This is a genomic window from Pseudomonas sp. BF-R-01 (genome assembly GCF_019946615.1).
Taxonomy (GTDB): domain Bacteria; phylum Pseudomonadota; class Gammaproteobacteria; order Pseudomonadales; family Pseudomonadaceae; genus Aquipseudomonas; species Aquipseudomonas migulae.
In genome coordinates this window covers 25,431-48,118 of sequence record NZ_JAGYFX010000027.1, presented here as the reverse complement: position 1 = coordinate 48,118, position 22,688 = coordinate 25,431, and the positions used below count along the sequence as shown (strand labels likewise).

17 protein-coding genes and 1 tRNA gene are annotated in these 22,688 nt (G+C 59.4%); 13 read left to right on the top strand and 5 right to left on the bottom strand.

Going from position 1 to position 22,688, the window contains the following annotated elements:
• Window positions 1-15 precede the first annotated feature (15 nt).
• Both folK and folB read right to left on the bottom strand, forming a co-directional pair.
• Window positions 16-534 carry a 2-amino-4-hydroxy-6-hydroxymethyldihydropteridine diphosphokinase gene (gene folK / locus KGB27_RS12780; RefSeq protein WP_207284808.1) on the bottom strand — a complete coding sequence of 173 codons (519 nt, stop codon included), beginning with the start codon at window positions 532-534 and terminating at the stop codon, window positions 16-18.
• Complete coding sequence (folB, locus tag KGB27_RS12775) at window positions 525-881, bottom strand: dihydroneopterin aldolase (protein ID WP_223554731.1); 357 nt, start codon at window positions 879-881, stop codon at window positions 525-527. Before folB ends, folK begins: the two co-directional genes overlap by 10 nt.
• 74 nt (window positions 882-955) lie before the next feature.
• Here folB and plsY point away from each other — a divergent pair, with 74 nt between their 5' ends.
• Entirely contained in the window at window positions 956-1,525 is a 570-nt protein-coding gene (gene plsY / locus KGB27_RS12770) for a glycerol-3-phosphate 1-O-acyltransferase PlsY (protein WP_008035949.1), read from the top strand.
• 23 nt (window positions 1,526-1,548) lie between these two features.
• Here the strand turns inward: plsY and tsaD are convergent, their stop codons facing one another.
• Window positions 1,549-2,574, bottom strand: coding sequence for a tRNA (adenosine(37)-N6)-threonylcarbamoyltransferase complex transferase subunit TsaD (gene tsaD / locus KGB27_RS12765; protein WP_008027039.1), 1,026 nt, complete (start codon window positions 2,572-2,574; stop codon window positions 1,549-1,551).
• 199 nt (window positions 2,575-2,773) lie between these two features.
• On the opposite strand from tsaD, the gene rpsU reads away from it, so the two are divergent.
• The 6 genes from rpsU to KGB27_RS12735 all read left to right on the top strand — a co-directional run bounded on the left by rpsU (window position 2,774) and on the right by KGB27_RS12735 (window position 12,352).
• The gene (rpsU, locus tag KGB27_RS12760) at window positions 2,774-2,989 is read left to right on the top strand and encodes a 30S ribosomal protein S21 (protein ID WP_002551877.1); all 216 of its coding nucleotides are present in this window, start codon (window positions 2,774-2,776) and stop codon (window positions 2,987-2,989) included.
• Between the two features lie 481 nt (window positions 2,990-3,470).
• Window positions 3,471-5,450, top strand: coding sequence for a DNA primase (dnaG, locus tag KGB27_RS12755; protein WP_008035947.1), 1,980 nt, complete (start codon window positions 3,471-3,473; stop codon window positions 5,448-5,450).
• A 67-nt stretch (window positions 5,451-5,517) separates the two neighbouring features.
• A complete protein-coding gene (gene rpoD / locus KGB27_RS12750; RefSeq protein ID WP_008027035.1) occupies window positions 5,518-7,365 on the top strand; it encodes an RNA polymerase sigma factor RpoD in 1,848 nt (615 codons plus the stop codon).
• A 122-nt stretch (window positions 7,366-7,487) separates the two neighbouring features.
• Window positions 7,488-11,234 (top strand): bifunctional diguanylate cyclase/phosphodiesterase, encoded by a 3,747-nt coding sequence (locus KGB27_RS12745; protein WP_223554729.1) that lies wholly within the window; start codon window positions 7,488-7,490, stop codon window positions 11,232-11,234.
• A 15-nt stretch (window positions 11,235-11,249) separates the two neighbouring features.
• A tRNA-Ile gene (locus KGB27_RS12740) sits at window positions 11,250-11,326 on the top strand.
• Between the two features lie 717 nt (window positions 11,327-12,043).
• On the top strand, window positions 12,044-12,352 hold the full coding sequence (locus tag KGB27_RS12735; protein ID WP_223452636.1) for a DUF3077 domain-containing protein: 309 nt from the start codon (window positions 12,044-12,046) through the stop codon (window positions 12,350-12,352).
• 69 nt (window positions 12,353-12,421) lie between these two features.
• Here KGB27_RS12735 and KGB27_RS12730 read toward each other — a convergent pair whose 3' ends face one another.
• Window positions 12,422-13,069: a peptidase M41 gene (locus KGB27_RS12730; protein WP_223554727.1), complete on the bottom strand. Its 648-nt coding sequence runs from the start codon at window positions 13,067-13,069 to the stop codon at window positions 12,422-12,424.
• A 145-nt stretch (window positions 13,070-13,214) separates the two neighbouring features.
• Window positions 13,215-15,569, bottom strand: a complete 2,355-nt coding sequence (locus KGB27_RS12725; protein ID WP_223415956.1) for a glucose/quinate/shikimate family membrane-bound PQQ-dependent dehydrogenase — start codon at window positions 15,567-15,569, stop codon at window positions 13,215-13,217.
• Window positions 15,570-15,743: 174 nt separating this feature from the next.
• Between KGB27_RS12725 and KGB27_RS12720 the strand changes: the two genes are divergently transcribed.
• From KGB27_RS12720 to pqqB, 6 genes are all read left to right on the top strand, one after another.
• Window positions 15,744-16,205: an Lrp/AsnC family transcriptional regulator gene (locus KGB27_RS12720; RefSeq protein ID WP_008027020.1), complete on the top strand. Its 462-nt coding sequence runs from the start codon at window positions 15,744-15,746 to the stop codon at window positions 16,203-16,205.
• 263 nt (window positions 16,206-16,468) lie between these two features.
• On the top strand, window positions 16,469-18,151 hold the full coding sequence (locus KGB27_RS12715; protein WP_223554725.1) for a flavin monoamine oxidase family protein: 1,683 nt from the start codon (window positions 16,469-16,471) through the stop codon (window positions 18,149-18,151).
• Window positions 18,152-18,163: 12 nt separating this feature from the next.
• Window positions 18,164-18,958 (top strand): carbon-nitrogen hydrolase family protein, encoded by a 795-nt coding sequence (locus tag KGB27_RS12710; protein ID WP_223554723.1) that lies wholly within the window; start codon window positions 18,164-18,166, stop codon window positions 18,956-18,958.
• A gap of 48 nt (window positions 18,959-19,006) precedes the next feature.
• The gene (pqqF, locus tag KGB27_RS12705) at window positions 19,007-21,433 is read left to right on the top strand and encodes a pyrroloquinoline quinone biosynthesis protein PqqF (protein ID WP_223554721.1); all 2,427 of its coding nucleotides are present in this window, start codon (window positions 19,007-19,009) and stop codon (window positions 21,431-21,433) included.
• Between the two features lie 155 nt (window positions 21,434-21,588).
• Window positions 21,589-21,663 carry a pyrroloquinoline quinone precursor peptide PqqA gene (pqqA, locus tag KGB27_RS12700; RefSeq protein ID WP_009045898.1) on the top strand — a complete coding sequence of 25 codons (75 nt, stop codon included), beginning with the start codon at window positions 21,589-21,591 and terminating at the stop codon, window positions 21,661-21,663.
• Window positions 21,664-21,735: 72 nt separating this feature from the next.
• Window positions 21,736-22,647: a pyrroloquinoline quinone biosynthesis protein PqqB gene (pqqB, locus tag KGB27_RS12695; RefSeq protein WP_207284816.1), complete on the top strand. Its 912-nt coding sequence runs from the start codon at window positions 21,736-21,738 to the stop codon at window positions 22,645-22,647.
• Window positions 22,648-22,688 lie beyond the last annotated feature (41 nt).

The following is a 22,688-nucleotide window of genomic DNA, read 5'->3' as shown; positions in this document are numbered from 1 at the left end:
ATGGCGTCATCAGCCTCACAGGAGATGCAATGGAGTCAACGGCTCCCCACGCCATTCAAACGCCACCGGCGCCAACACCTGATCAATCTGCGCTTCGCCCCACAACGTCGCAAAGCTTTTGCCTACACCCGGATGCACACGATCCGGCGCAATGAGCGACAACGGCCACAATACGAAGGCATTTTTCAGGATCTCTGCGCGCGGCAGAATCAATCCGTCGAAGTTGCCCACCAGATCACCGAACAACAGCACGTCGATATCCAGTGGCAAACCCTTGCGGTCCGGTGCATAGCGGCCGTTGTCTGCCTCGATGAATTTCAGTCGGCGGTCCAGTTCTATCAGCGGCAAATCGGTGTAAGCCGAGACCACGAAATTGAAGAACGGCCCGCTCTTGATCCCCACCGGCTGGCTTTCAAACACCGCCGAGCATCTTATATCCACCAGAAAACCCGCCAGGGCTTCCAGGCCAGCCTGCAAATGGGTTTCGCGCTCGATATTGCTACCGAGCCCGAGGTACACCTGAGTCAGCGACATCCGCGCTCGATCTCCACGCCCACACCACCGGTAGCCGCCGGGACGGCACCTGGCTTGGTCAGTTTGAGACGCATCCAGGTAATGCTGAACTCGCTCATCAGCACTTCAACCAGACGTTCGGCAAAGGTCTCGACCAACTGGAACTGCGCTTGCTCGGCAAAGGCCTGGATGCGCGACGAAACGCTCGCGTAATCGAGCGCCAGGGTCAGGTCATCACCCGCCGCGGCCGGGCGATTGTCCCAGGCGAAGCTCAGATCAAGACGCAAGCACTGTCGGATGCCTCGCTCCCAGTCGTAGGCACCGATCACGGTGTCGACTTCCAGGCCCTCGATAAACACTCTGTCCAAGCACTTTTCTCCGCTGCACGACAAGGGCGCAATGCGCCGTTAGAATCAGGGCGTCCTCGCCCGGAATAGTTAGCATGTTTTGGTTACTGGCGACTCTCGCCTACCTGCTCGGCTCTCTGTCCTTCGCCATTTTGCTCAGCCGCCTGACCGGTAGCCCCGATCCGCGAATGAGTGGCTCGGGCAATGCCGGTGCCACCAACATGTTGCGTCTGGCCGGCAAGAAACTCGCCATCCTGACCTTGATCGGCGACCTCTGCAAAGGACTGCTGCCGGTGCTGATCGCCGGTGTTGCGGGTCTTTCGCTGCAAGAACAGGCCTGGATCGGCGTTTGCGCCGTCATCGGCCACCTGTTCCCGCTGTATTTTCGCTTTCGCGGCGGCAAAGGTGTCGCCACTGCTGCCGGCATGTTACTGGGGCTTTACCCGCCAGCAGCCCTGCTGGCGGTCTGTGCCTGGCTGCTGACGTTCTACCTGACCCGCACCAGCTCACTCGCTGCGCTGATCGCCACACCGCTGACCCTGCCGCTGCTGGCCTGGCAGGAACCGGCGGCCTTGCTGCCCATGAGCGCGCTCACGGGCATGATCGTCTGGCGTCATCGAGGCAATCTACGCGACCTGTTTGCCGGGCGCGAACGGCATTTTTAAATACCGGACGTGAGCGCCGCTCATCACAGCCCCGACAATTGCTCCATCGGCCAGCGTGCCTGCACGCTGATCGCCAGACTTTCGTGCTGACCGGCCTGCAAGCGCTGGCAGCCGGCAAACGCAATCATTGCGCCGTTGTCGGTGCAGAACTCCGGACGGGCGTAAAACACGTCGCCCTTCATGTCGCCGAGCATTTTTTCCAGTGAAGAGCGCAGTGCCTTGTTGGCGCTGACGCCCCCTGCGATGACCAGACGCTTCATTCCCGCCTGTTTCAGGGCGCGCTTGCACTTGATGGTCAAAGTCTCCACCACGGCCTGCTGGAACGCCAGCGCGATGTCGCAACGGGCTTGCTCGCTGTCGTCCCCGGCGCTGACGCTCTGCTGCCAGGTGTTGAGGGCGAAGGTTTTCAGGCCACTGAAGCTGAAAGCCAGGCCCGGGCGGTCGCACATCGGACGCGGAAAAGTGAAACGTCCTGCAACGCCTTGCTCCGCCAGACGAGCGATTTCCGGACCGCCCGGATAATTCAGCCCCATCATCTTCGCGGTCTTGTCGAAGGCTTCACCGGCAGCATCGTCGAGGGTTTCACCCAAGAGCGTGTATTGACCGATCCCGTCGACCTGAACCAGCTGCGTATGACCGCCCGACACCAACAAAGCGACGAACGGGAATTCCGGCGGTTGCGACTCCAGCATCGGCGCCAGCAAATGGCCTTCCATGTGGTGCACGCCGAGCGCCGGAATACCCCAGGCAAAGGCCAGCGCCTGAGCGCAGGAAGCACCGACCAGCAGCGCCCCGACCAGCCCCGGACCCGCGGTGTAGGCGATCGCGTCGATCTCGGTGGGCACGCAGCCCGCCTCGGCCAACACCTGACGAATCAAGGGCAGCATGCGTTTGACGTGGTCACGCGAAGCCAGCTCCGGCACGACGCCACCATAGGCGCGATGCAGGTCGATCTGGCTAAACAGCGCGTCGGCCAGCAAGCCGCGTTCACTGTCATATAATGCGACACCGGTTTCGTCGCAGGAGGTTTCTAATCCCAGTACTAGCATGGGTTTGCGCCTTGTTTAGGCTGAATTCGAAGGCGCGCATAATAGTCGCCATGTGATGCCCCGACTAGCGGTTTTCGATCAGAGGCTTTGCATTCCGAGCGATGAGGGGTTAACATCCGCAACCCTTAAAAACCGACGTCTTCAAGTGCTCTTTTGCCGCGAGGATGTTGACCCCGGTAATGAATGAAGGTAGCTCTGGATGCCAGCCGTCAAAGTAAAAGAGAACGAACCCTTCGACGTAGCTCTGCGTCGTTTCAAGCGCTCCTGCGAAAAAGCCGGTGTACTGGCTGAAGTTCGTAGCCGCGAATTTTACGAGAAGCCAACTTCTGAGCGTAAGCGCAAAGCAGCAGCCGCTGTTAAGCGTCACGCCAAGAAAGTTCAGCGCGAACAGCGCCGCGCCGTTCGTCTGTACTAATACACAGACGTTCGTAGCAAGCTTCTGCCAAGCCCGGCCCTCAGCCGGGCTAATGGCATTTGCGGACAACGCTTGATGCTTCACCGTCAAAGCCGCAGACGCGACCGAGACAAACCTGCTTCACAGCGTCAGACCTGGCTCTTTTGCCAGCGGTGCACGTCTTTTCTGACGAGCCTTCCAAGGCTACTGACGAGCACACCCACTGATTCCTCTCACGACGATCAGCCCAAGGCACCTTCTTGCGTGCCCGCTTATGAGCTATCCGAGGCCATCGACTGGCCGCAGCGGATTCAGCGAAACACTTTCAAATAGTCGAATACTGATTGGTATTAACGTCAGTGGATTTTCGGCAGATACACTTCCCGACAGCGATTACGCAGACGACACTGGTCGAGCCGCACACTTTGCGCGCCTCAAGCAATGACCCGCGTTCGCCGGCCCTTCGTTTTGGGTCCATTTCAGCGCAGATGACGAGACCGCCATGGCCGGGCTAATTCCCCAGAGCTTCATTGACGACCTTCTGAACCGCACCGACATCGTCGATGTGGTCAGCTCGCGCCTGCAACTGAAAAAGGCCGGCAAGAACTACACTGCCTGCTGCCCATTCCACAAAGAAAAAACCCCGTCTTTCAGCGTCAGCCCCGACAAGCAGTTCTATTACTGCTTCGGCTGCGGTGCTGGCGGTAACGCCCTCGGCTTCATGATGGACCACGACAACCTGGACTTCATCCAGGCTGTCGAAGAACTGGCCAAAGCCGCCGGCATGGAAATCCCCCGCGAAGAAAGCGGCCGGCCGCACAAACCGCGGCAGCCGACCGATTCGCCGCTTTACCCGCTGCTCACCGCCGCCGCCGATTTCTATCGTCAGGCACTGAAAAGCCATCCGTCGCGCAAAGCCGCGGTGGATTACTTGAAGGGTCGCGGACTGACCGGCGAGATCGCCCGGGACTTCGGCCTCGGTTTCGCTCCGCCCGGCTGGGACAATCTGTTCAAGCACCTGAGCAGCGACACGCTGCAACAGAAAGCCATGGTCGATGCCGGCCTGCTCATCGAAAACGCCGAAACCGGCAAACGCTATGACCGCTTCCGCGATCGCGTGATGTTTCCGATCCGCGACAGCCGCGGGCGCATCATCGCTTTCGGTGGCAGGGTATTGGGCGATGACAAACCGAAATACCTGAACTCACCGGAAACCCCGGTATTCCATAAAGGCCAGGAACTCTACGGCCTTTATGAAGCACGCAAAAACAACCGTAACCTCGACGAAATCATCGTCGTCGAAGGCTACATGGACGTCATCGCCCTCGCCCAGCAAGGCCTGCGCAATGCCGTCGCCACACTCGGCACCGCCACCAGCGAAGAGCACTTGAAGCGTCTGTTTCGCGTCGTGCCCAACGTTTTGTTCTGCTTCGACGGCGACCAGGCTGGCCGCAACGCCGCATGGCGAGCACTGGAAGCCACCCTGCCCTGCCTGCAAGACGGGCGACGGGCGCGCTTTCTGTTTCTACCCGAGGGCGAAGACCCGGATACGCTGGTCCGCTCCGAAGGCACCGATGCTTTCCGCGCGCGGATCAACCAGCACGCGCAGCCATTGGCGGACTATTTCTTTCAGCAACTGACCGAGGAATCGGACCCGCGCTCGCTCGAAGGCAAGGCCCACATGGCCACCCTCGCGGCGCCGCTGATCGACAAGGTTCCGGGCGCGAACCTGCGGATCCTCATGCGCAAGCGCCTGTCCGAAATCACCGGGCTCAGTGGCGAAGCGGTGACCCAGCTGGTGCAAAGCGCACCTCAGGACGCGCCGCCCGCTTACGATCCGGGCATCGATTACGACGCGATGCCGGATTACGGCGATTACCATCAGCCGCAGGCACAAGAGATGTACGTGCCGCAGCAGGAATGGACGCCGAAGAAACCCGGCGCCGGCGGCAAGAAATGGGACAAGAAACCGTGGGACAAAAATGGCAAGCGTGGCGGTGATCGCGATCAACAAAGCCCCCCGCGCACACCGATTGCCGTGGAAGCCCCGACCCTGATTGCGCTTCGCACGCTCATTCATCATCCGGAACTGGCTGGCAGGGTAGAAACCGCCGATCACTTCGCCAATGAGAGCAACACCTACGCGCAATTGCTGGTGGCCCTTATCGAGGCCGTGCAAAAAAATCCTAAGCTAAACTCAATTCAGTTAATGGCCCGCTGGCACGGGACGGAGCAGGGACGTCTTCTCAAAGCATTGGCGGAAAAGGAATGGCTGATTGAAGGCGGCAACCTTGAACAACAGTTTTTAGACACCATTACTAGGCTATCAGCCGGTCAACACACCGATAGCCTGGAAGCACTTATCAGAAAAGCAAGACAGCCGGGATTGACCGCAGAGGAAGCAAATCAGATCGCAAATCAGATGCGCGACCTATTAAAACGCAATATGACTGTACCAAACCCGACCTCAACTGGCGCGTGAGGTCATAGCTCAGGTATAATCCTCGGCTTGTTTTTTGCCCGCCAAGACCTTCAGTGGATAGGGTGTTATGTCCGGAAAAGCGCAACAGCAGTCTCGTATCAAAGAGTTGATCACACTTGGTCGTGAGCAGGGCTACCTGACTTACGCGGAGGTCAACGACCACCTGCCGGAGGATATTTCAGATCCGGAACAGGTGGAAGACATCATCCGCATGATCAATGACATGGGGATCAACGTATTCGAGGTTGCGCCAGATAAGGATTCCCTTATGCTGGCCGACGCCGATACCGACGAAGCCGCGGCCGAAGAGGCAGCAGCAGCGTTGGCAGCGGTCGAAACCGACATCGGTCGCACCACCGACCCGGTGCGCATGTACATGCGCGAAATGGGTACGGTAGAGCTCCTGACACGTGAAGGCGAAATCGAAATCGCCAAACGTATTGAAGAAGGCATCCGCGAAGTGATGGGCGCAATCGCGCACTTCCCTGGCACGGTTGACCATATTCTCTCCGAATACACTCGCGTCACCACCGAAGGTGGCCGCCTGTCCGACGTCCTGAGCGGTTATATCGACCCGGACGACGGCATTGCGCCGCCTGCTGCAGAAGTGCCGCCGCCAGTCGATCCGAAAGCCGTGAAAGCGGACGACGATACCGACGACGATGACGCCGAAGCTTCGGATGACGAAGAAGAAGCCGAAAGCGGTCCGGATCCGATCATCGCCGCACAGCGTTTTGGCGCTGTCGCTGATCAGATGGAAATCACCCGCAAGGCTCTGAAAAAGCACGGTCGCAACAACAAGGCAGCTATCGCTGAACTGTTGGCCCTGGCTGAGCTGTTCATGCCGATCAAACTGGTGCCGAAGCAATTCGAAGGCCTGGTCGAGCGTGTTCGCAGTGCCCTGGATCGTCTGCGTCAGCAAGAGCGCGCGATCATGCAATTGTGCGTGCGTGATGCCCGTATGCCGCGTGCCGACTTCCTGCGCCAGTTCCCGGGCAACGAAGTTGACGAAAGCTGGAGCGACGCTCTGGCCAAAGGCAAAAGCAAATATGCTGAAGCCATTGGTCGCCTGCAGCCGGACATCATTCGTTGCCAGCAGAAGCTGACCGCGCTGGAAACCGAAACAGGTTTGACGATCGCCGAGATCAAGGACATCAACCGTCGCATGTCGATCGGTGAGGCCAAGGCCCGCCGCGCGAAGAAAGAGATGGTCGAAGCGAACTTGCGTCTGGTGATCTCCATCGCCAAGAAGTACACCAACCGTGGCCTGCAATTCCTCGATCTGATCCAGGAAGGCAACATCGGTTTGATGAAAGCGGTAGACAAGTTCGAATACCGCCGCGGCTACAAATTCTCGACTTATGCCACCTGGTGGATCCGTCAGGCGATCACTCGCTCGATCGCCGACCAGGCCCGCACCATCCGTATTCCGGTGCACATGATCGAGACGATCAACAAGCTCAACCGTATTTCCCGGCAGATGTTGCAGGAAATGGGTCGCGAACCGACCCCGGAAGAGCTGGGCGAACGCATGGAAATGCCTGAGGACAAGATCCGCAAGGTATTGAAGATCGCTAAAGAGCCGATCTCCATGGAAACCCCGATCGGTGATGACGAAGACTCCCATCTGGGTGACTTCATCGAAGACTCGACCATGCAGTCGCCAATCGATGTTGCTACCGTTGAGAGCCTTAAAGAAGCGACTCGCGAAGTCCTGTCCGGCCTCACTGCCCGTGAAGCCAAGGTTCTGCGCATGCGCTTCGGTATCGACATGAATACCGACCACACGCTTGAAGAGGTTGGTAAGCAGTTCGACGTGACCCGTGAACGGATTCGTCAGATCGAAGCCAAGGCGCTGCGCAAGCTGCGCCACCCGACGAGAAGCGAGCATCTGCGCTCCTTCCTCGACGAGTGATCACAAAACCCCCGGCCCAGGCCGGGGGTTTTGCTTTATGCAGATTAAATCCCCCGCACTTCCCTCCCGCCGAATTGCCCGTCTACACTCGAAACATTCCCCCGAGCCATAACGAGACCGTTATGCCCAGACTGCCGACCGTGCTTTTTTTGCTGTCGCTGATGACCTGGACCGCAACGGCTGGCGCGCTGACTCTGACCGACGAAGAACGTAGCTGGTTGACGGCCCACCCTGACTTACGCTTGGGTGTCGATGCGTCATGGCCACCCTTTGAGTTTCGTGACGATCAGGGCCGCTATCAGGGCCTTGCGGCGGATTACATCGACCTGATTCGCCAACGCCTGGCCATCAAGCTCACGCCCATCGAGCCTGTGAGCTGGACGGCTGTGCTTGAGCAGGCCAAACAAGCGAAACTGGATCTGTTGCCAGGCATCATGTCGACCCCGGAGCGTCAGAAATACCTGGCGTTTACGCGCCCCTACCTCGACTTTCCGATCGTCATCCTTGCCCACGTCGGAGGCGCTCAACCGCACAAGCTTGAAGAGTTGTACGGTCTGAAAATCGCCGTGGTGGAAAACTACGCGCCTCATGAACTGCTGCGCACTCACCACCCCGACCTGAACCTTGTGGGCATGCCCAACGTCAGTTCGGCCTTGCAGGCATTGGCGACCGATGAAGTGGACGCGGTGGTCGGCGATCTCGCTTCCAGCGTCTGGAGCTTGCGCCAACTCAAGCTCGATGGCCTCTATGTCAGCGGCGAGACGCCCTATCGCTATCAACTGGCCATGGGCGTGCCTCAGAACAAGAAGATTCTGGTCGGCATCCTGGACAAAGTCCTGGCGGACATGACACCGGCAGAAATCAGCGCCATCCAGGAACATTGGGTCGGTAACGTCCTCGATCATCGAACCTTTTGGTCCGATCTGATCGTTTACGGCCTGCCGGGGTTGCTGTTGCTGATCACCGTGCTGGCGGTGGTCATCCGGATCAATCGCCGACTGAGTTCGGAAATCTCCCGCCGCGTCGACCTTGAACAGGAACTGCGCAGCAGCGAATACCATTATCGCGGGCTGGTGGAGAGCCTTTCGGCCATCGCCTGGGAAGCGCGGATCACCGATTTCACCTACAGCTATGTGTCGCCCCACGCCGAAGAATTGCTTGGTTATCCCCTGTCCCATTGGCTGATTCCGGGGTTCTGGCGCAACATCATCCACCCCGCCGACCTGACCCGCGCCCAGACCTTCTGCGATCACGAAGTCCTGGCCGGGCGCGATCACAGCCTCGATTACCGGGTCATCACCGCCGACGGCCGTTGCCTGTGGGTGCGCGACATCGTCAGCCTGATCGAGCACGGCCATGAACCGGTGATGCGCGGGCTGATGATCGACATCAGCGAAACCAAGCGCACCGAAGAGGCGTTGCGCCTGTCGGAGCAGAAGTTTGCCTCGGTATTCCAGCAATGCCCGGACATTCTGGTCATTGCGCGGTTGTCGGATGGCTGCCTGCTGGAGGTCAACGAAGCGTTCGAGGAGCAGATTGGTCTCAAAGCCGAGGAAGTCATCGGTCAGACCGCCACCGACCTGAACATCTGGGGCATACCCGGCGTTGGGCCAGGTCTGTTGCAACGCTTGCAGGCCGGCAGCATCCGTAACCTGGAGATGCCCTTTCGCCGCAGCAATGGCCAAGTGTTTACCGGCCTGATCTCCGCCGAACCTTTCGATCTCGATACGACCCCGGCGTTGGTGGTGGTTGTGCGCGATATCAGCAAGCTCAAGGAAACCCAGCAACAGCTGCAAACATCCGAAGAGAAATTCGCCAAAGCCTTCCACGCGTCCCCCGACGGTTTGCTGCTGTCCCGGCAGAGCGATGGCTTGCTGCTGGAGGTCAACGATGGCTTCAGCCGCATTACCGGTTTCAACAGTGCGATGTCGGTGGATCGTTCGGCGCTTGAGTTGGGGATCTGGGTCAATCTCAACGAACGCAAACAGATGCTCGACCTGCTGCACCGGGATGGTTTCGTCCGTGACTTCAGTTGCCATATCCGCCGCAGCGACGGGCAGATCCGCCTCTGCGAGGTGTCCAGCCGACCGCTGCCGATCGGCGATGAAGACTGCATGCTGACCATCGCCCGGGACATCACCGAGCGACACCTGATGCAGGAAAAACTGCAACAAGCCGCGACGGTGTTCGAGAGCACCGCCGAGGGGGTTTTGATCACCGACACGCAGCAACACATCAGCGCGGTCAACCGCGCGTTTACCGAAATTACCGGCTACAGCGAAAGCGAAGCACTGGGCCACACCCCGCGCCTGCTTGCCTCAGGCCTGCATGACAGCGCCTTCTACGCCGCCATGTGGCATCAACTGACCGCCGAAGGCCATTGGCAGGGCGAGATTTCCAACCGGCGCAAAAACGGCGAGTTGTACCCGAGCTGGCTGACCATCAGCGCCGTGCGCAACCGCGACAAGTTCATCACCCACTTTGTTGCCGTGTTCGCGGACATTTCCAGCCTGAAGCACGCGCAAGCCAAACTCGATTATCAGGCGCACCACGACCCGCTCACCGGCCTGCCCAACCGCACACTGTTCGAGAGCCGATTGCTGACCGCACTCAACAACCAGCAGGAAAACGGCGGCCAGGGCGCCGTGTTGTTCCTCGATCTGGACCGCTTCAAACACATCAACGACAGCCTCGGCCACCCGGTCGGCGACCTGCTGCTCAAGGGCATCGCCGTGCGTCTGAAGGAGCAGTTGCGCGATATCGACACTGTGGCGCGGCTGGGCGGCGACGAGTTCATCATCCTGCTGCCAGGCCTGCAGCAATCCACCGACGCCGACAATATCGCAACCAAGTTGCTCAACTGCTTCAGCGCGCCATTCCAGGCGGGCGAGCATGAGTTCTTCATCAGCGCCAGCATCGGCACCAGCCTGTATCCCAAGGACGGCTGTGACGTCGCCACGCTGGTCAAAAACGCCGACGCGGCCATGTATCGCTCCAAGGCCAAGGGCCGCAACCGGGTCGAAAGCTATACCCGCGACCTGACCGCCCAGGCCAGCGAGCGCGTCGCACTGGAGCACGAGCTGCGCCGTGCCATCGAGCGCAATGAGCTGTCCCTGTGTTACCAGCCCAAAATCAGCCTGGAGGACCATCGCCTTGTCGGCGCCGAAGCGCTGATCCGCTGGCATCACCCGACCTTCGGCGCCGTGCCGCCAGAGCACTTCATTCCGCTGGCCGAAGAGAACGGGATGATTCTGCAAATCGGCGACTGGGTGCTCGAGACCGCATGTCGGCAGATGTACGAGTGGAATCAGACCTATGAGTGCCTCGGCCCGCTGTCGGTCAACCTCGCAGGCGCACAACTGCGTCAACCCAACCTGCTCGGCCGGATCGAACAACTGCTCAAGGACAACGGCCTTCAGCCCGGCTTATTGCAACTGGAGATTACCGAGAACTTCATCATGAGCCAGGCCGAGGAAGCGCTGGCGGTGCTGCATCAACTCAAACACCTGGGTGTGCAACTGGCCATCGACGACTTCGGCACCGGCTATTCCTCCCTGAGCTACCTCAAACGCCTGCCGCTGGATATTCTCAAGATCGACCAGTCTTTCGTCCGCGGCCTGCCGGATGATCCCCACGATGCGGCAATCGTCCGCGCCATCATCGCGTTGGGTCGCAGCATGCAATTCACCGTGATAGCCGAAGGTGTCGAGACTCTGGCGCAGCAACTATTTCTCGCCGAAGAAGGCTGCGAACAGATTCAGGGCTACATCGTCAGCTTACCGTTGCGGGCGGACGAATTCGCCGCGACGTTTCTTCGTATAGCCGTATCGGATTTTTCGGATAGCACAGCCGAGAAACCGTCGCTATAATCCGCGGCCTACTGAGGGCCTATAGCTCAGTTGGTTAGAGCAGAGGACTCATAATCCTTTGGTCCACGGTTCAAGTCCGTGTGGGCCCACCAAACAAAAAAGCCGCGCTTAATGCGCGGCTTTCGTCAGACTTAATGATTGACGTGAATATCAACTTTCATTAAGTCTGGCTTGTCGAAGCGACTGACCGGATGAGATTGAGCGCTTCCCAGCGGCGAAAGCCGTAACCGCGCAAGGCGGTTCGTAAAAGTGGTGTCCGGATCTGCTTTACCGAATCGAAGAAGACGCCTATGGCGTCTTTTTTCGTTTCTGCCCCTAGCGTTTGGTCGAACCAGGTCGCCGCAACCAGTCCTTACCGCACAGCAGCATAAAGCCCAACTTGCCCAGCGACATCGAAACCGTCCAAACAAGAAAGCCGCGTAATGCGCGGCTTTTGCGTGAATGGCGTTTGGTTTTGTTTACTTTAGGTGGCGCAATATCGGATGACGTCCGCAGACCTTGTAGGCAAACTCCGAATCGTGTTTTGTGGGCACTTTGATGCCTTGTTGCGCTGTTCTTCGACGGGATAGTCTCCGGACGTCGCTGCAAATGCAGTGATCGGGTGTGGTAACCCGGCGAAACCAGCGCACTAATGCACGCATTACGAACGAAGGTAGTTTTCAGGCCTGAATTCTTGATATGGCGGCTGTGCGTGGGACGCCCTCGGGCGTGCCGGTTTCCTTGGTTCCCGGTTTACCACCCTGCGTACAGCTGCCACCTTTTCGTGTGGTAACGAAAAATGGCAGCTCCTGGAACCCTGGAGTAAAACCATGCCTCAAACAAATCCGCTCCACCCCTCAGAACTGAAAACCATCGGCCTCACCCCCTTCATCTACTGCTCAAACCAACCACTGTTCCATGTCAGTAGTGGCGTCCCCCTCGCCGATGCTCTAGCTCAGGCCTCAAATCTGTTGTACCTCGCCAAGGAGCTGACCATGGACGCCGCCTACGCCAAAGACACCGACCGCCACGCCTGGGCCGCGCATTACCTGACGTCGATGAGCAAGGCCGTGGTCGACGATGTGATGAAGGTGCTGGAGCGCGGACCTGATCGCACCGATACGAAGTCCAAAAAATAACGGCCGATGGGCCGTGGAATGAGCCCCGAGAATTCGGGGCTTTCACAGGATGATCGGTGGTGCGCTGTCTTACGCCCAAACACCCAACGATGGAATGGCCTGCACTGGCCGCAACCGCTCAAGCATTTCACGCGTAAACACCACCTCATACGTATCCGCCGCCCTGCCCCACTGCTCCACGATGACCATGGCGTCTACCAACACGCGTCCCAGTTCGGTAATCGTGTCCGCCAGGTCCTCGACGATTGCTTGAGTCCGGCCCCACATGCGATCAGTCATCGCTTGAAGCTCAGCCGCAATAAGGTCAGATGACGTGGGATCCGTATCGGGACAGGTAATGTTGCGCAGCAAATGCTGAAGCTCTTTTACTTTTGCATAATCCTGTTCCGCCCCCAGCGCACCTTTCAGGATGGTGACGGCTTTCGTCTTGTCGACGCGATTCCCGGATCGATGTGTCGAAGACAATGTCTGCCCCATGGCGCCAGCCATCAGGACCATTATTCGGGCTTCCACGTGCGCTTTCATTGCTTCCATCGATGAAATCGGGCGCGCCAGAGTAATGGCAGCGCCTCCTTGATGCCGCAAGTCCATGGTCACGGACAGGGTCACGCCGCCGGTTGCAAACCCCAATGCGCGGGCCACGACGTAGTGGCCCATTTCGTGATGGGCAATCTGCAACGCACGATCGTGCATGGCTGAAGGCATCTGCTTCGTCATCTCCGTCTCCTTGCATCCCTCGACTTAGTATTCGACTACGAGTGGCGATTGCTGTCCATCCTGTGCGTTGCTGGCTTCGGGTCGGTTCGCTCAACAAAAAAAAGCCGCGCAATCGCGCGGCTTTTTCGTACGTGCGATTCAGCCTTTACTCAGGCAAGGCATACGCAATCACGTAATCCCCACGATCCGTCGACTGACGCGCACCGCCCACCGTCAGCAGGATGTACTGCTTGCCGGTTTTCGGCGAAACGTAAGTCATCGGACCCGACTGGCTACCCACCGGCAAACGCGACTTCCAGATCTCATTCCCGTTACCCGTATCGAACGCCCGCAGGTAGAAATCCTGGGTACCGGCGAAGAACAGCAGGCCGGACTGGGTGGCCAGGGAAGCACCGAGGGTCGGCATGCCAATCGGTATCTGCAAATGCATGCGGATACCCAGCGGGCCGGTGTCTTGCACGGTGCCGACCGGGACTTGCCACATCAGTTTGTGGGTCTTGAGGTCGATGGCGGACATCGTGCCGAACGGCGGCTTCTGGCACGGAATGCCCACCGCCGAGAGGAAGCGTTCGCGCATCGCCCCGAACGGTGTGCCTTCCTGTGGCACGACGCCCATTTCGATACCGCTGGCCCCGGCGGCGATCTTGTTGCGCGGGATCATGTAGTTGGCCAGGCCCAGGCGCATGTCGTTGACGAACATGTAGTTCGTGTTTGGATCTACCGAGACGCTGCCCCAGTTCATACCACCCAACGAGCCCGGGAATTGCAGCGCGCGGTCCATGCCCGGCGGGGTGTAGACGCCTTCGTGGCGCATGCCTTTGAACTGGATGCGGCACATCAATTGATCAAACGGCGTAGCGCCCCACATGTCGGCTTCGGTCAGGGTCTTGTTGCCGATGGACGGCATGTCCACCGAGAACGGCTGGGTGGGCGAATAGCGTTCGCCGGGCACACTACCTTGCGGAACCGGGCGCTCTTCGACGCGCGCGATTGGCACGCCGGTTTCGCGGTTGAGCAGGAAGATCTCGCCTTGTTTGGTGACTTGCGCCAAGGCTGGCTGCAGGCCGCCCTTGTCGTCCGGCACATCGTACAGCAACGGTTGGGCCGGCAGGTCGAAGTCCCACAGGTCGTGATGGGTGGTCTGGAAGTGCCAGCGCACCTGACCGGTCTTCACGTCGATGGCGACGATGGACGAACTCCACTTGTCATCGAATGCCGTGCGTTGGCCGCCGAAGAAGTCTGGCGTGGCGTTGCCGGTGGGCAAGTAGACCAGACCGAGTCTGGCGTCGTAGGACATGGCCGACCAGACGTTCGGTGTGCCGCGTGTATAAGTCTCACCAGCCGGTGGACGTTTGGTGGTGTTCGGATTGCCCGGATCCCACGCCCACACCAGTTCACCGCTGCGTACATCGTAAGCGCGGACCACGCCTGGCGGTTCACCGGTGGAGTAGTTGTCGGCCACACGGCCACCGACGATCACCACGTCACCTGCGACCAGCGGGGTCGAGGTTTGCTGGTAGTAACCGGGCTTCACTTCACCCATGTCGGTGGTCAGATCGACCGTGCCTTTGTTGCCAAACTCTTCACACGGCTTGCCGGTCTCGGCATTGATCGCGATCAGACGGGCATCGCCGGTCGGTAGAAACAGACGTTTCGTACAGGCAGTGGGCTGGTTATCCGAAGACACTGGCGTCTCGGAATAACCCAGGCCACGACAACGCTGCCAGTTTGGCGCAGTACCTTGCGGGTCGAACTTCCAGCGTTGGGCGCCGGTGTCGACGTCCAGCGCGAAGACTTTGCCGTAAGCGGTGCAGGTGTAGACCGTGTCGCCGATTTGCAGCGGGGTGTTCTGGTCTTCAGCGCCAGCGCCGGTGCTTTGCGGGATGTCGCCGGTGCGGAAGGTCCACGCCACCTGCAACTTGTCGATGTTGCCTTTGTTGATCTGGTCCAGCGCGGCAAAGCGGTTGCCAGCGGTGGTGTTGCCCCAATGGGCCCAGTCTTTCTGCTCGGTACCCGGAGCGACCGGCGTAACAGCCGGTTCAATGCTGGCCTTGACCACATGGGTCGGCACGAACATGTAGGCCATCGTTGCGACAACGCCGACGCCCAGGATACCGGCGAGGCCATAAGCGCCACGGCCGGCAGTCGCGCCTGAAGCACGGACCAGCGTCGGATAGATCAGCGCAACGACCACGCCGATCACGGCGAAGGTCAGCACGCGCGAGACCAGTGGCCAGTATTCGAAACCGGTGTCCCATACGGCCCAGATCGCGGTAAGCATCAGCGCCACGCCATACAGCCACGCACCTTGCGGCTTGCGACGGGCGATCATCAGCCCGGACACCAGCATCGCCAGGCCCATCAGCAGGAAATACCAGCTGCCGCCCAGCGAGACCAGATAACCGCCGCCACCGGCCAGGCCGAGTCCGATCAACGCAATCAGGACACCCAGCCCCGACAGCAACCATTTGCCGCCGCCGGCAGCCCCAGAATTATTCATGTCGGTAATTTTCCCCATTTGTGACAAGCGCGGAATAATGTACTACCTAGTTACTTATGGCAAATTGTCGCAGGTAAAAATGGCATGAACGGTACTGAGGCTAGATCAAACATCCGGTATGCGAGCGGTGCTGTAACATGTTGAGCCATTGATTTGTGTTGCTGGAGACGACCATTGCCTGACACCCGCCCGCCCGTTCTTGACGAAATCGACCGCCAATTGATCGCGGCCCTGCAAATCAATGCCCGTGAAAGCGTGGCCATGCTCGCCCGGCAATTGGGCATTGCCCGCACCACCGTGACGTCGCGGCTGTCGCGCCTGGAAAAGGCCAGGGTCATCACCGGTTACGGCGTGCGCTTGGGCCAGCGTGTGGTGGACGGCGGATTGCAGGCGTACGTCGGGATCACGGTGCAACCGCGCTCCGGCAAGGAAGTGTTGCGGCGCTTGAGTGCGATGGCTCAGGTTCAGCAGTTGTGTGCAGTGAGTGGCGAATTTGATTATGTGGCGTGGTTGCGCACTGATTCGCCGGAGCAGCTGGATCAGTTGCTGGATCAGATCGGCAGTGTGGACGGGGTGGAGAAGACGACCACGTCGATCATTCTCAGCAGCAAGATAGATCGCGGCCAGCCGGTTTAACGCCGACCAAGGTGGGAGCGAGACCGGCTTGCCGGCGAATCGATTTACCCATCACTATCAATGTCGACTGACACTCCGTCATCGCGAGCAGGCTCGCTCCCACACTGGACGGTGTGTAGCAATAGCTCGTCATTTTGCTCAATTAATTAGCAAAACGACGACACATTGCGTCTTATTAACGTGTTCTACGCTCTCTAGAATGGCTGCCATCTTTTCCTATACTCAGACGCGCACCCCGCGTCCGGTCGCCAGCAAGGTCAGCCATGAACAAGAACAATCGCCATCCTGCAGACGGTAAAAAACCAGTCACCATTTTTGGCCCGGACTTTCCTTTCGCCTTCGACGACTGGATCGAACACCCGGCCGGCCTCGGCAGCATTCCTGCGCACAACCACGGCGCCGAAGTAGCGATTGTCGGCGCCGGTATCGCCGGTTTGGTCGCGGCCTACGAACTGATGAAACTGGGCCTCAAGCCCGTCATCTATGAAGCCTCGAAATTGGGCGGCCGTCTGCGCTCGCAGGCGTTCAACGGGACCGATGGCATCGTCGCCGAACTGGGCGGCATGCGCTTCCCGGTGTCGTCCACCGCGTTTTACCACTACGTCGACAAGCTCGGCCTCGAGACCAAACCCTTTCCCAATCCGCTGACCCCTGCCTCTGGCAGCACCGTCATCGACCTGGAAGGCAAAACCCATTACGCACAGAAACTGGCGGATCTTCCGGCACTGTTCCAGGAAGTGGCTGACGCGTGGGCGGACGCACTGGAAGCCGGCTCACAGTTCTCCGATATCCAGCAAGCGATCCGCGACCGTGACGTGCCACGCCTCAAAGAGTTGTGGAACACCCTGGTTCCGCTGTGGGACGACCGCACCTTCTACGACTTTGTCGCCACCTCCGAAGCCTTCGCCAAGCTGTCGTTCCATCACCGCGAAGTATTCGGCCAGGTTGGTTTCGGCACTGGCGGCTGGGACTCGGACTTCCCGAACTCGATGCTGGAAATCTTCCGCGTAGTGATGACTAACTGCGACGATCACCAACATCTGGTCGTCGGCGGCGTCGAACAAGTGCCGCAAGGCATCTGGCGCCATGCGCCGGAACGTTGCGTGCACTGGCCCGAAGGCACCAGCCTCAAGTCGCTGCACAGAGGCGCACCACGCTCCGGAGTCAAAAAAATCGCTCACGCCGCGGACGGCCGTTTTGCGGTCACCGATAACAACGGCGATACCCGCGAGTACGCGGCGGTACTGACCACCTGCCAGAGCTGGCTGCTGACCACCCAGATCGAGTGCGACGAAACCCTGTTCTCGCAAAAGATGTGGATGGCCCTCGACCGTACCCGCTACATGCAATCGTCGAAAACCTTCGTGATGGTCGACCGCCCGTTCTGGAAGGACAAGGATCCGGAAACCGGCCGCGACCTGATGAGCATGACCCTCACCGATCGCCTGACCCGCGGCACCTATCTGTTCGACAACGGCGACGACAAGCCGGGCGTGATTTGCCTGTCGTACTCGTGGATGAGCGATGCGTTGAAAATGCTTCCACATCCAGTGGAAAAACGCGTCGAACTGGCGTTGAACGCGCTGAAAAAGATCTACCCGAAAGTCGACATCGCCGCGCGAATCATCGGCGATCCGATCACCGTGTCGTGGGAAGCCGACCCGCATTTCCTTGGCGCGTTCAAAGGCGCTTTGCCCGGTCACTACCGTTACAACCAGCGCATGTACGCACACTTCATGCAGGCTGATATGCCAGCCGAACAGCGCGGGATTTTCATCGCCGGCGACGACGTTTCGTGGACACCGGCGTGGGTCGAAGGCGCGGTGCAGACCTCGCTCAATGCGGTGTGGGGCATCATGAAACACTTCGGCGGTGAAACTCACGCCGAGAACCCGGGTCCAGGAGATGTGTTCAACGAGATCGGTCCGATCGCCCTGCCCGAGTAAAAGGAGTTCGAAATGCGCGTAGCCCTTTACCAATGTCAGCCGCTGCCCCTGGACGTCGCCGGCAATTTGCAACGCCTGCATCAACTGGCGCTGGAGGCCAAAGGCGCCGATTTGCTGGTGCTACCGGAGATGTTCCTGACCGGTTACAACATCGGCGTCGATGCCGTCAGCGTCTTGGCGGAGGTGCACAACGGTGAATCGGCGCAGCAGATCGCGCGCATTGCCAAGACAGCGGGGATCGCCATTTTGTATGGCTATCCCGAGCGTACCGAAGACGGGCAGATCTACAACGCCGTGCAACTGATCGACGCCAATGGCGAACGCCTGTGCAACTACCGCAAGACTCACCTGTTCGGCGACCTAGATCACTCGATGTTCAGCGCCGGCCAGGATGATTTTCCGCTGGTGGAGCTCAACGGCTGGAAGCTCGGTTTCCTGATTTGCTACGACATGGAGTTCCCGGAAAACGCGCGGCGTCTGGCCCTGGCCGGCGCCGAGCTGATTCTGGTGCCGACGGCGAACATGATTCCTTACGACTTCATCGCGGACGTCACCGTCCGCGCCCGCGCCTTCGAAAACCAGTGTTACGTGGCGTATGCCAATTACTGCGGCAACGAAGGCGACATCCACTACTGCGGCCAGAGCAGCATCGCCGCACCGGATGGTAGCCGCATCGCACAGGCGGGCCTCGATGAAGCGTTGATTGTCGGTGAGCTGGATCGCCAGTTGATGATCGATTCCCGCGCCGCCAATCGTTACTTCCTCGATCGCCGCCCGGAGCTTTACGGCGAGCTGAACAAGCGCTGACACCCAGTAATCCGCTAGCATTAGCGCTTCCCTGTTCTGGAAGTGCTCATGCCTGCGCTGAATCCCCCTCGCCCTCACACTGAAACCCTGGCCAACGGCCTGCGGGTGACGCTGCGTCATGCCCCGAATCTGAAGCGTTGTGCGGCCGCGTTGCGGGTCGCTGCGGGCAGTCATGACGTGCCATTGGCATGGCCAGGCCTGGCGCATTTTCTTGAGCACCTGCTGTTTCTCGGTACCGAGCGTTTTCCTGCGGAACAAGGGCTGATGGCCTACGTACAAGGTCATGGCGGGCAGGTGAATGCACGGACCAGCGAGCGCACCACCGACTTCTTTTTCGAATTGCCACCTCAAGTCTTCAACGGAGGATTGCAGCGTCTGTCAGACATGCTCGCTCATCCGCGTATGAATCTGGACGATCAGTTGCGGGAACGGGAAGTGCTGCACGCGGAGTTTTTCGCCTGGTCGCAGGATCCTACGGCACAGCAACAACTGGCGTTGTTCGATGGGCTTTCGCCGACTCATCCGTTGCGCGGCTTTCATGCCGGCAACCGCGACAGCCTGCCCGTGCAGCAACCGGAGTTTCAGCAAGCGCTGCAGGATTTCCATCAGCGGTTTTATCAGACCGGACAGATGACGCTGAGCCTGGCCGGCCCGCAAAGTATCGAAGAGTTGAAGCAAATGGCGCTGACGTTCGGCGCGGTGATTTCCGTGGGAGAAAACCTCCCGCAACTGGCCCCTGTGCCGCTGATGGAATCTTCAGTCGCAAGTTATCAACAGGCTGGCGAGCGTCGGCTGGATCTGCTGTTTACCTTCGAAGCGCTGCCCAATGCGTCGACCGAAGCATTGGCGTTTCTGTGCCATTGGTTGAACGCCGCGAAACCCGGCGGGCTGCTGACTGTATTGCGCGAATGCGGTTTGGCTGAGCATCTGAATGCCAAGCCGCTGTATCAATTTGCCGGACAAGCCGTGCTGCACGTTGAATTCACAACGACCGCATCGACGAGCATCCTGAGCGAGAAGCTCCTGGATTGGCTGGGCTTTTTTGCAGCTCAACAAGATTGGACCCTCCTGCGTGACGAGTACGCTGCCGTGCTTCAGCGCCAGCAACAAGTCAGCAGTGCGCTGCAACTGGCCCGACTGGACAGCGAACAGCTTGAAACCGGGTTATCCGAACAAGGCGTTGTAGCGCTCAAGGACATCCTGAAGAAAATCGGCGTTGTGGATAACTTCAGTGGTGAATGGCAACTGCCGACACCGAATCCGTTCTTGCGCGCCGAGGCGCCACCCTCAAATGCCGGCCTGATTCGCGGCCAGACCAGCAAACACCGTGGCCTGCGGACATTTGCCCAAGACCGCTCGCGCAGCCGTCGCGAAAACTCGCCGATGCAATTCAGCCAGGCCCTGCCGGACAACAGCGCTGAAGGCGCGATTTATCTGCGCTGGCGATTAGAGTCCAGACCTCAACCCCGCCATCAGCAGGGTCTGGAAAATCGCCTGCAGCCGCTGCGCGAGGATGCCCGTCAGGCAGGCGTCGACTTTTCCTTCAGCGCTTCTGGAAATGAATGGTTGCTGAAAATGACGGGGCTGCAAGAGTCGATGCCGACCGTCCTCGAACATGCGCTGAAAGAGCTGACAAACCCTGACGCCGGTTTCTCACAGGAAGAACCGAAAAGCGCCGCGTTGATACCGATTAAACAACTGCTGAAAGCGCTGCCTGATCATTGCCTTGAGCAAAGCTCAGTCGCTGATGACTTGCAGCAGCTGTGGTCGACGGCGCGCTGGGAAGGCTTGGCAATCGGGTTGTCGGCACAGACTCAAGCAGCGATGGGTTTCGCCCTGAGTCGCGTGCCCGGCATTGCGGACACTCAACCGTCGTCGCCGCCCTCGATCAACGGGCAGCGTCTGTGGACCACCCTCGACACCGGTTCCAGCGAACACGCGCTGTTGCTGTTCTGTCCGACGGCCACGCAGGAAATCTCTGACGAAGCTGCGTGGCGTTTGCTCGCGCATATTTGTCAGACACCGTTCTACCAGCGTCTTCGCGTGGAGTTGCAACTGGGTTATGCGGTGTTCAGTGCGCTGCGTCAGGTCCATGGGCAGACGGGTGTTCTGTTCGGCGTGCAATCACCGAGCGTCGCCCCTCTAAACCTGCTGCAACACATGGAAGACTTTCTGAACGACCTTCCCGCAATGATCGACGGCATCGACGAGGCGACCTTCGTTGCCCAGCGTCAGGCCTTGACCGATCAATTCCAGATCGCTGCGTTGCCCGTCGCCCAGGCCGCCGAACTGCTCTGGCAGGGCAAACTGGCCGGCCACTCGTCGGATTATCTTACGCAGCTTCCCCAAGCCATTCTGGACATCGATCGTTCTGCCCTGCGCGCCGCCGCACAACGCCTGATCAATGCCGAGGGCGGCTGGCGCGGGCTGGCCAGCAGTTCGCAGCCGGAGGCGCCTTGGCAAGTGGCAAAATGATCATTACCGCTGGTGCAATTAGCTTTTTCCGAGATTGCAGGCCAATCGCTCTGTAATTTTGAGTAACATAGCCACCTAACTATCTGAACATCTCCGGCTGGAGGTGGACTATATGTATAGATCTCAACTGTCCCATCACCTGAAGGAGCGCTCCCATGTCCTGGTCCAAACCTGCTTACACCGACCTGCGTATCGGCTTTGAAGTCACCATGTACTTCGCAAGCCGCTAAGCTTGTCCTGCCGTTCAGCGCCTCGGTTTGCCGAGGCGTTTTTATTTTCAGCGTTTAAATGATGGAGCACCCATGTTTGTCCAGATTCTAGGTTCCGCCGCCGGCGGCGGTTTCCCCCAGTGGAACTGCAACTGCGTGAACTGCGCAGGTTTTCGCGACGGGAGCCTGAACGCCAAGGCGCGGACCCAGTCGTCCATCGCGATTTCCGATGACGGCGTGAACTGGGTGCTGTGCAACGCCTCGCCGGACATCCGCGCCCAGCTCCAGAATTTTGCCCCAATGCAACCGGGCCGCGCCCTGCGCGATACCGGTATCAGCGCGATCATCCTGATGGACAGCCAGATCGACCACACCACCGGCCTGCTCAGCCTGCGCGAGGGTTGCCCGCACAACGTCTGGTGCACCGACATGGTCCATGAAGACCTGAGCACCGGTTTCCCGCTGTTCACCATGCTGACCCACTGGAATGGCGGGCTGAACTGGAACCGCATCGAACTCGACTGCAGCTTCACCATCCCGACCTGCCCGAGTCTGCGTTTCACTCCACTGCCACTACGCAGTGCCGCGCCACCGTATTCGCCGCACCGCTTCGACCCGCATCCGGGCGACAACATCGGGTTGATCATTGAAGACCTGAACACCGGCGGCAAGCTGTTCTACGCGCCGGGCCTGGGCAAGGTCGACGCGCCGCTGCTGGAGATCATGGCCGGCAGCGACTGCCTGCTGGTGGACGGCACGATGTGGGACGACGACGAAATGCAGCGCCGTGGTGTCGGCACCCGCACCGGCCGGGAAATGGGCCATCTGGCGCAGAACGGCCCCGGCGGTATGCTGGAAGTGCTGGAACAGTTGCCCAAGCAGCGCAAGGTGCTTATCCACATCAACAACACCAACCCGATCCTCGATGAGGATTCGCCGGAGCGCGCCGAGCTGGTTCGGCGGGACGTTGAAGTGGCGTATGACGGCATGAGTATTGTGTTGTAGCGGATGGCCTCTTCGCGGGCAAGCCTCGCTCCTACAGATTC

Coding starts and splice junctions, on each gene's coding strand:
- folK (WP_207284808.1), bottom strand. CDS start 534: ATGTCGCTGACTCAGGTGTACCTCGGGCTCGGTAGCAATATCGAGCGC.
- plsY (WP_008035949.1), top strand. CDS start 956: ATGTTTTGGTTACTGGCGACTCTCGCCTACCTGCTCGGCTCTCTGTCC.
- tsaD (WP_008027039.1), bottom strand. CDS start 2,574: ATGCTAGTACTGGGATTAGAAACCTCCTGCGACGAAACCGGTGTCGCA.
- rpsU (WP_002551877.1), top strand. CDS start 2,774: ATGCCAGCCGTCAAAGTAAAAGAGAACGAACCCTTCGACGTAGCTCTG.
- dnaG (WP_008035947.1), top strand. CDS start 3,471: ATGGCCGGGCTAATTCCCCAGAGCTTCATTGACGACCTTCTGAACCGC.
- rpoD (WP_008027035.1), top strand. CDS start 5,518: ATGTCCGGAAAAGCGCAACAGCAGTCTCGTATCAAAGAGTTGATCACA.
- KGB27_RS12745 (WP_223554729.1), top strand. CDS start 7,488: ATGCCCAGACTGCCGACCGTGCTTTTTTTGCTGTCGCTGATGACCTGG.
- KGB27_RS12735 (WP_223452636.1), top strand. CDS start 12,044: ATGCCTCAAACAAATCCGCTCCACCCCTCAGAACTGAAAACCATCGGC.
- KGB27_RS12730 (WP_223554727.1), bottom strand. CDS start 13,069: ATGACGAAGCAGATGCCTTCAGCCATGCACGATCGTGCGTTGCAGATT.
- KGB27_RS12725 (WP_223415956.1), bottom strand. CDS start 15,569: ATGAATAATTCTGGGGCTGCCGGCGGCGGCAAATGGTTGCTGTCGGGG.
- KGB27_RS12715 (WP_223554725.1), top strand. CDS start 16,469: ATGAACAAGAACAATCGCCATCCTGCAGACGGTAAAAAACCAGTCACC.
- KGB27_RS12710 (WP_223554723.1), top strand. CDS start 18,164: ATGCGCGTAGCCCTTTACCAATGTCAGCCGCTGCCCCTGGACGTCGCC.
- pqqF (WP_223554721.1), top strand. CDS start 19,007: ATGCCTGCGCTGAATCCCCCTCGCCCTCACACTGAAACCCTGGCCAAC.
- pqqB (WP_207284816.1), top strand. CDS start 21,736: ATGTTTGTCCAGATTCTAGGTTCCGCCGCCGGCGGCGGTTTCCCCCAG.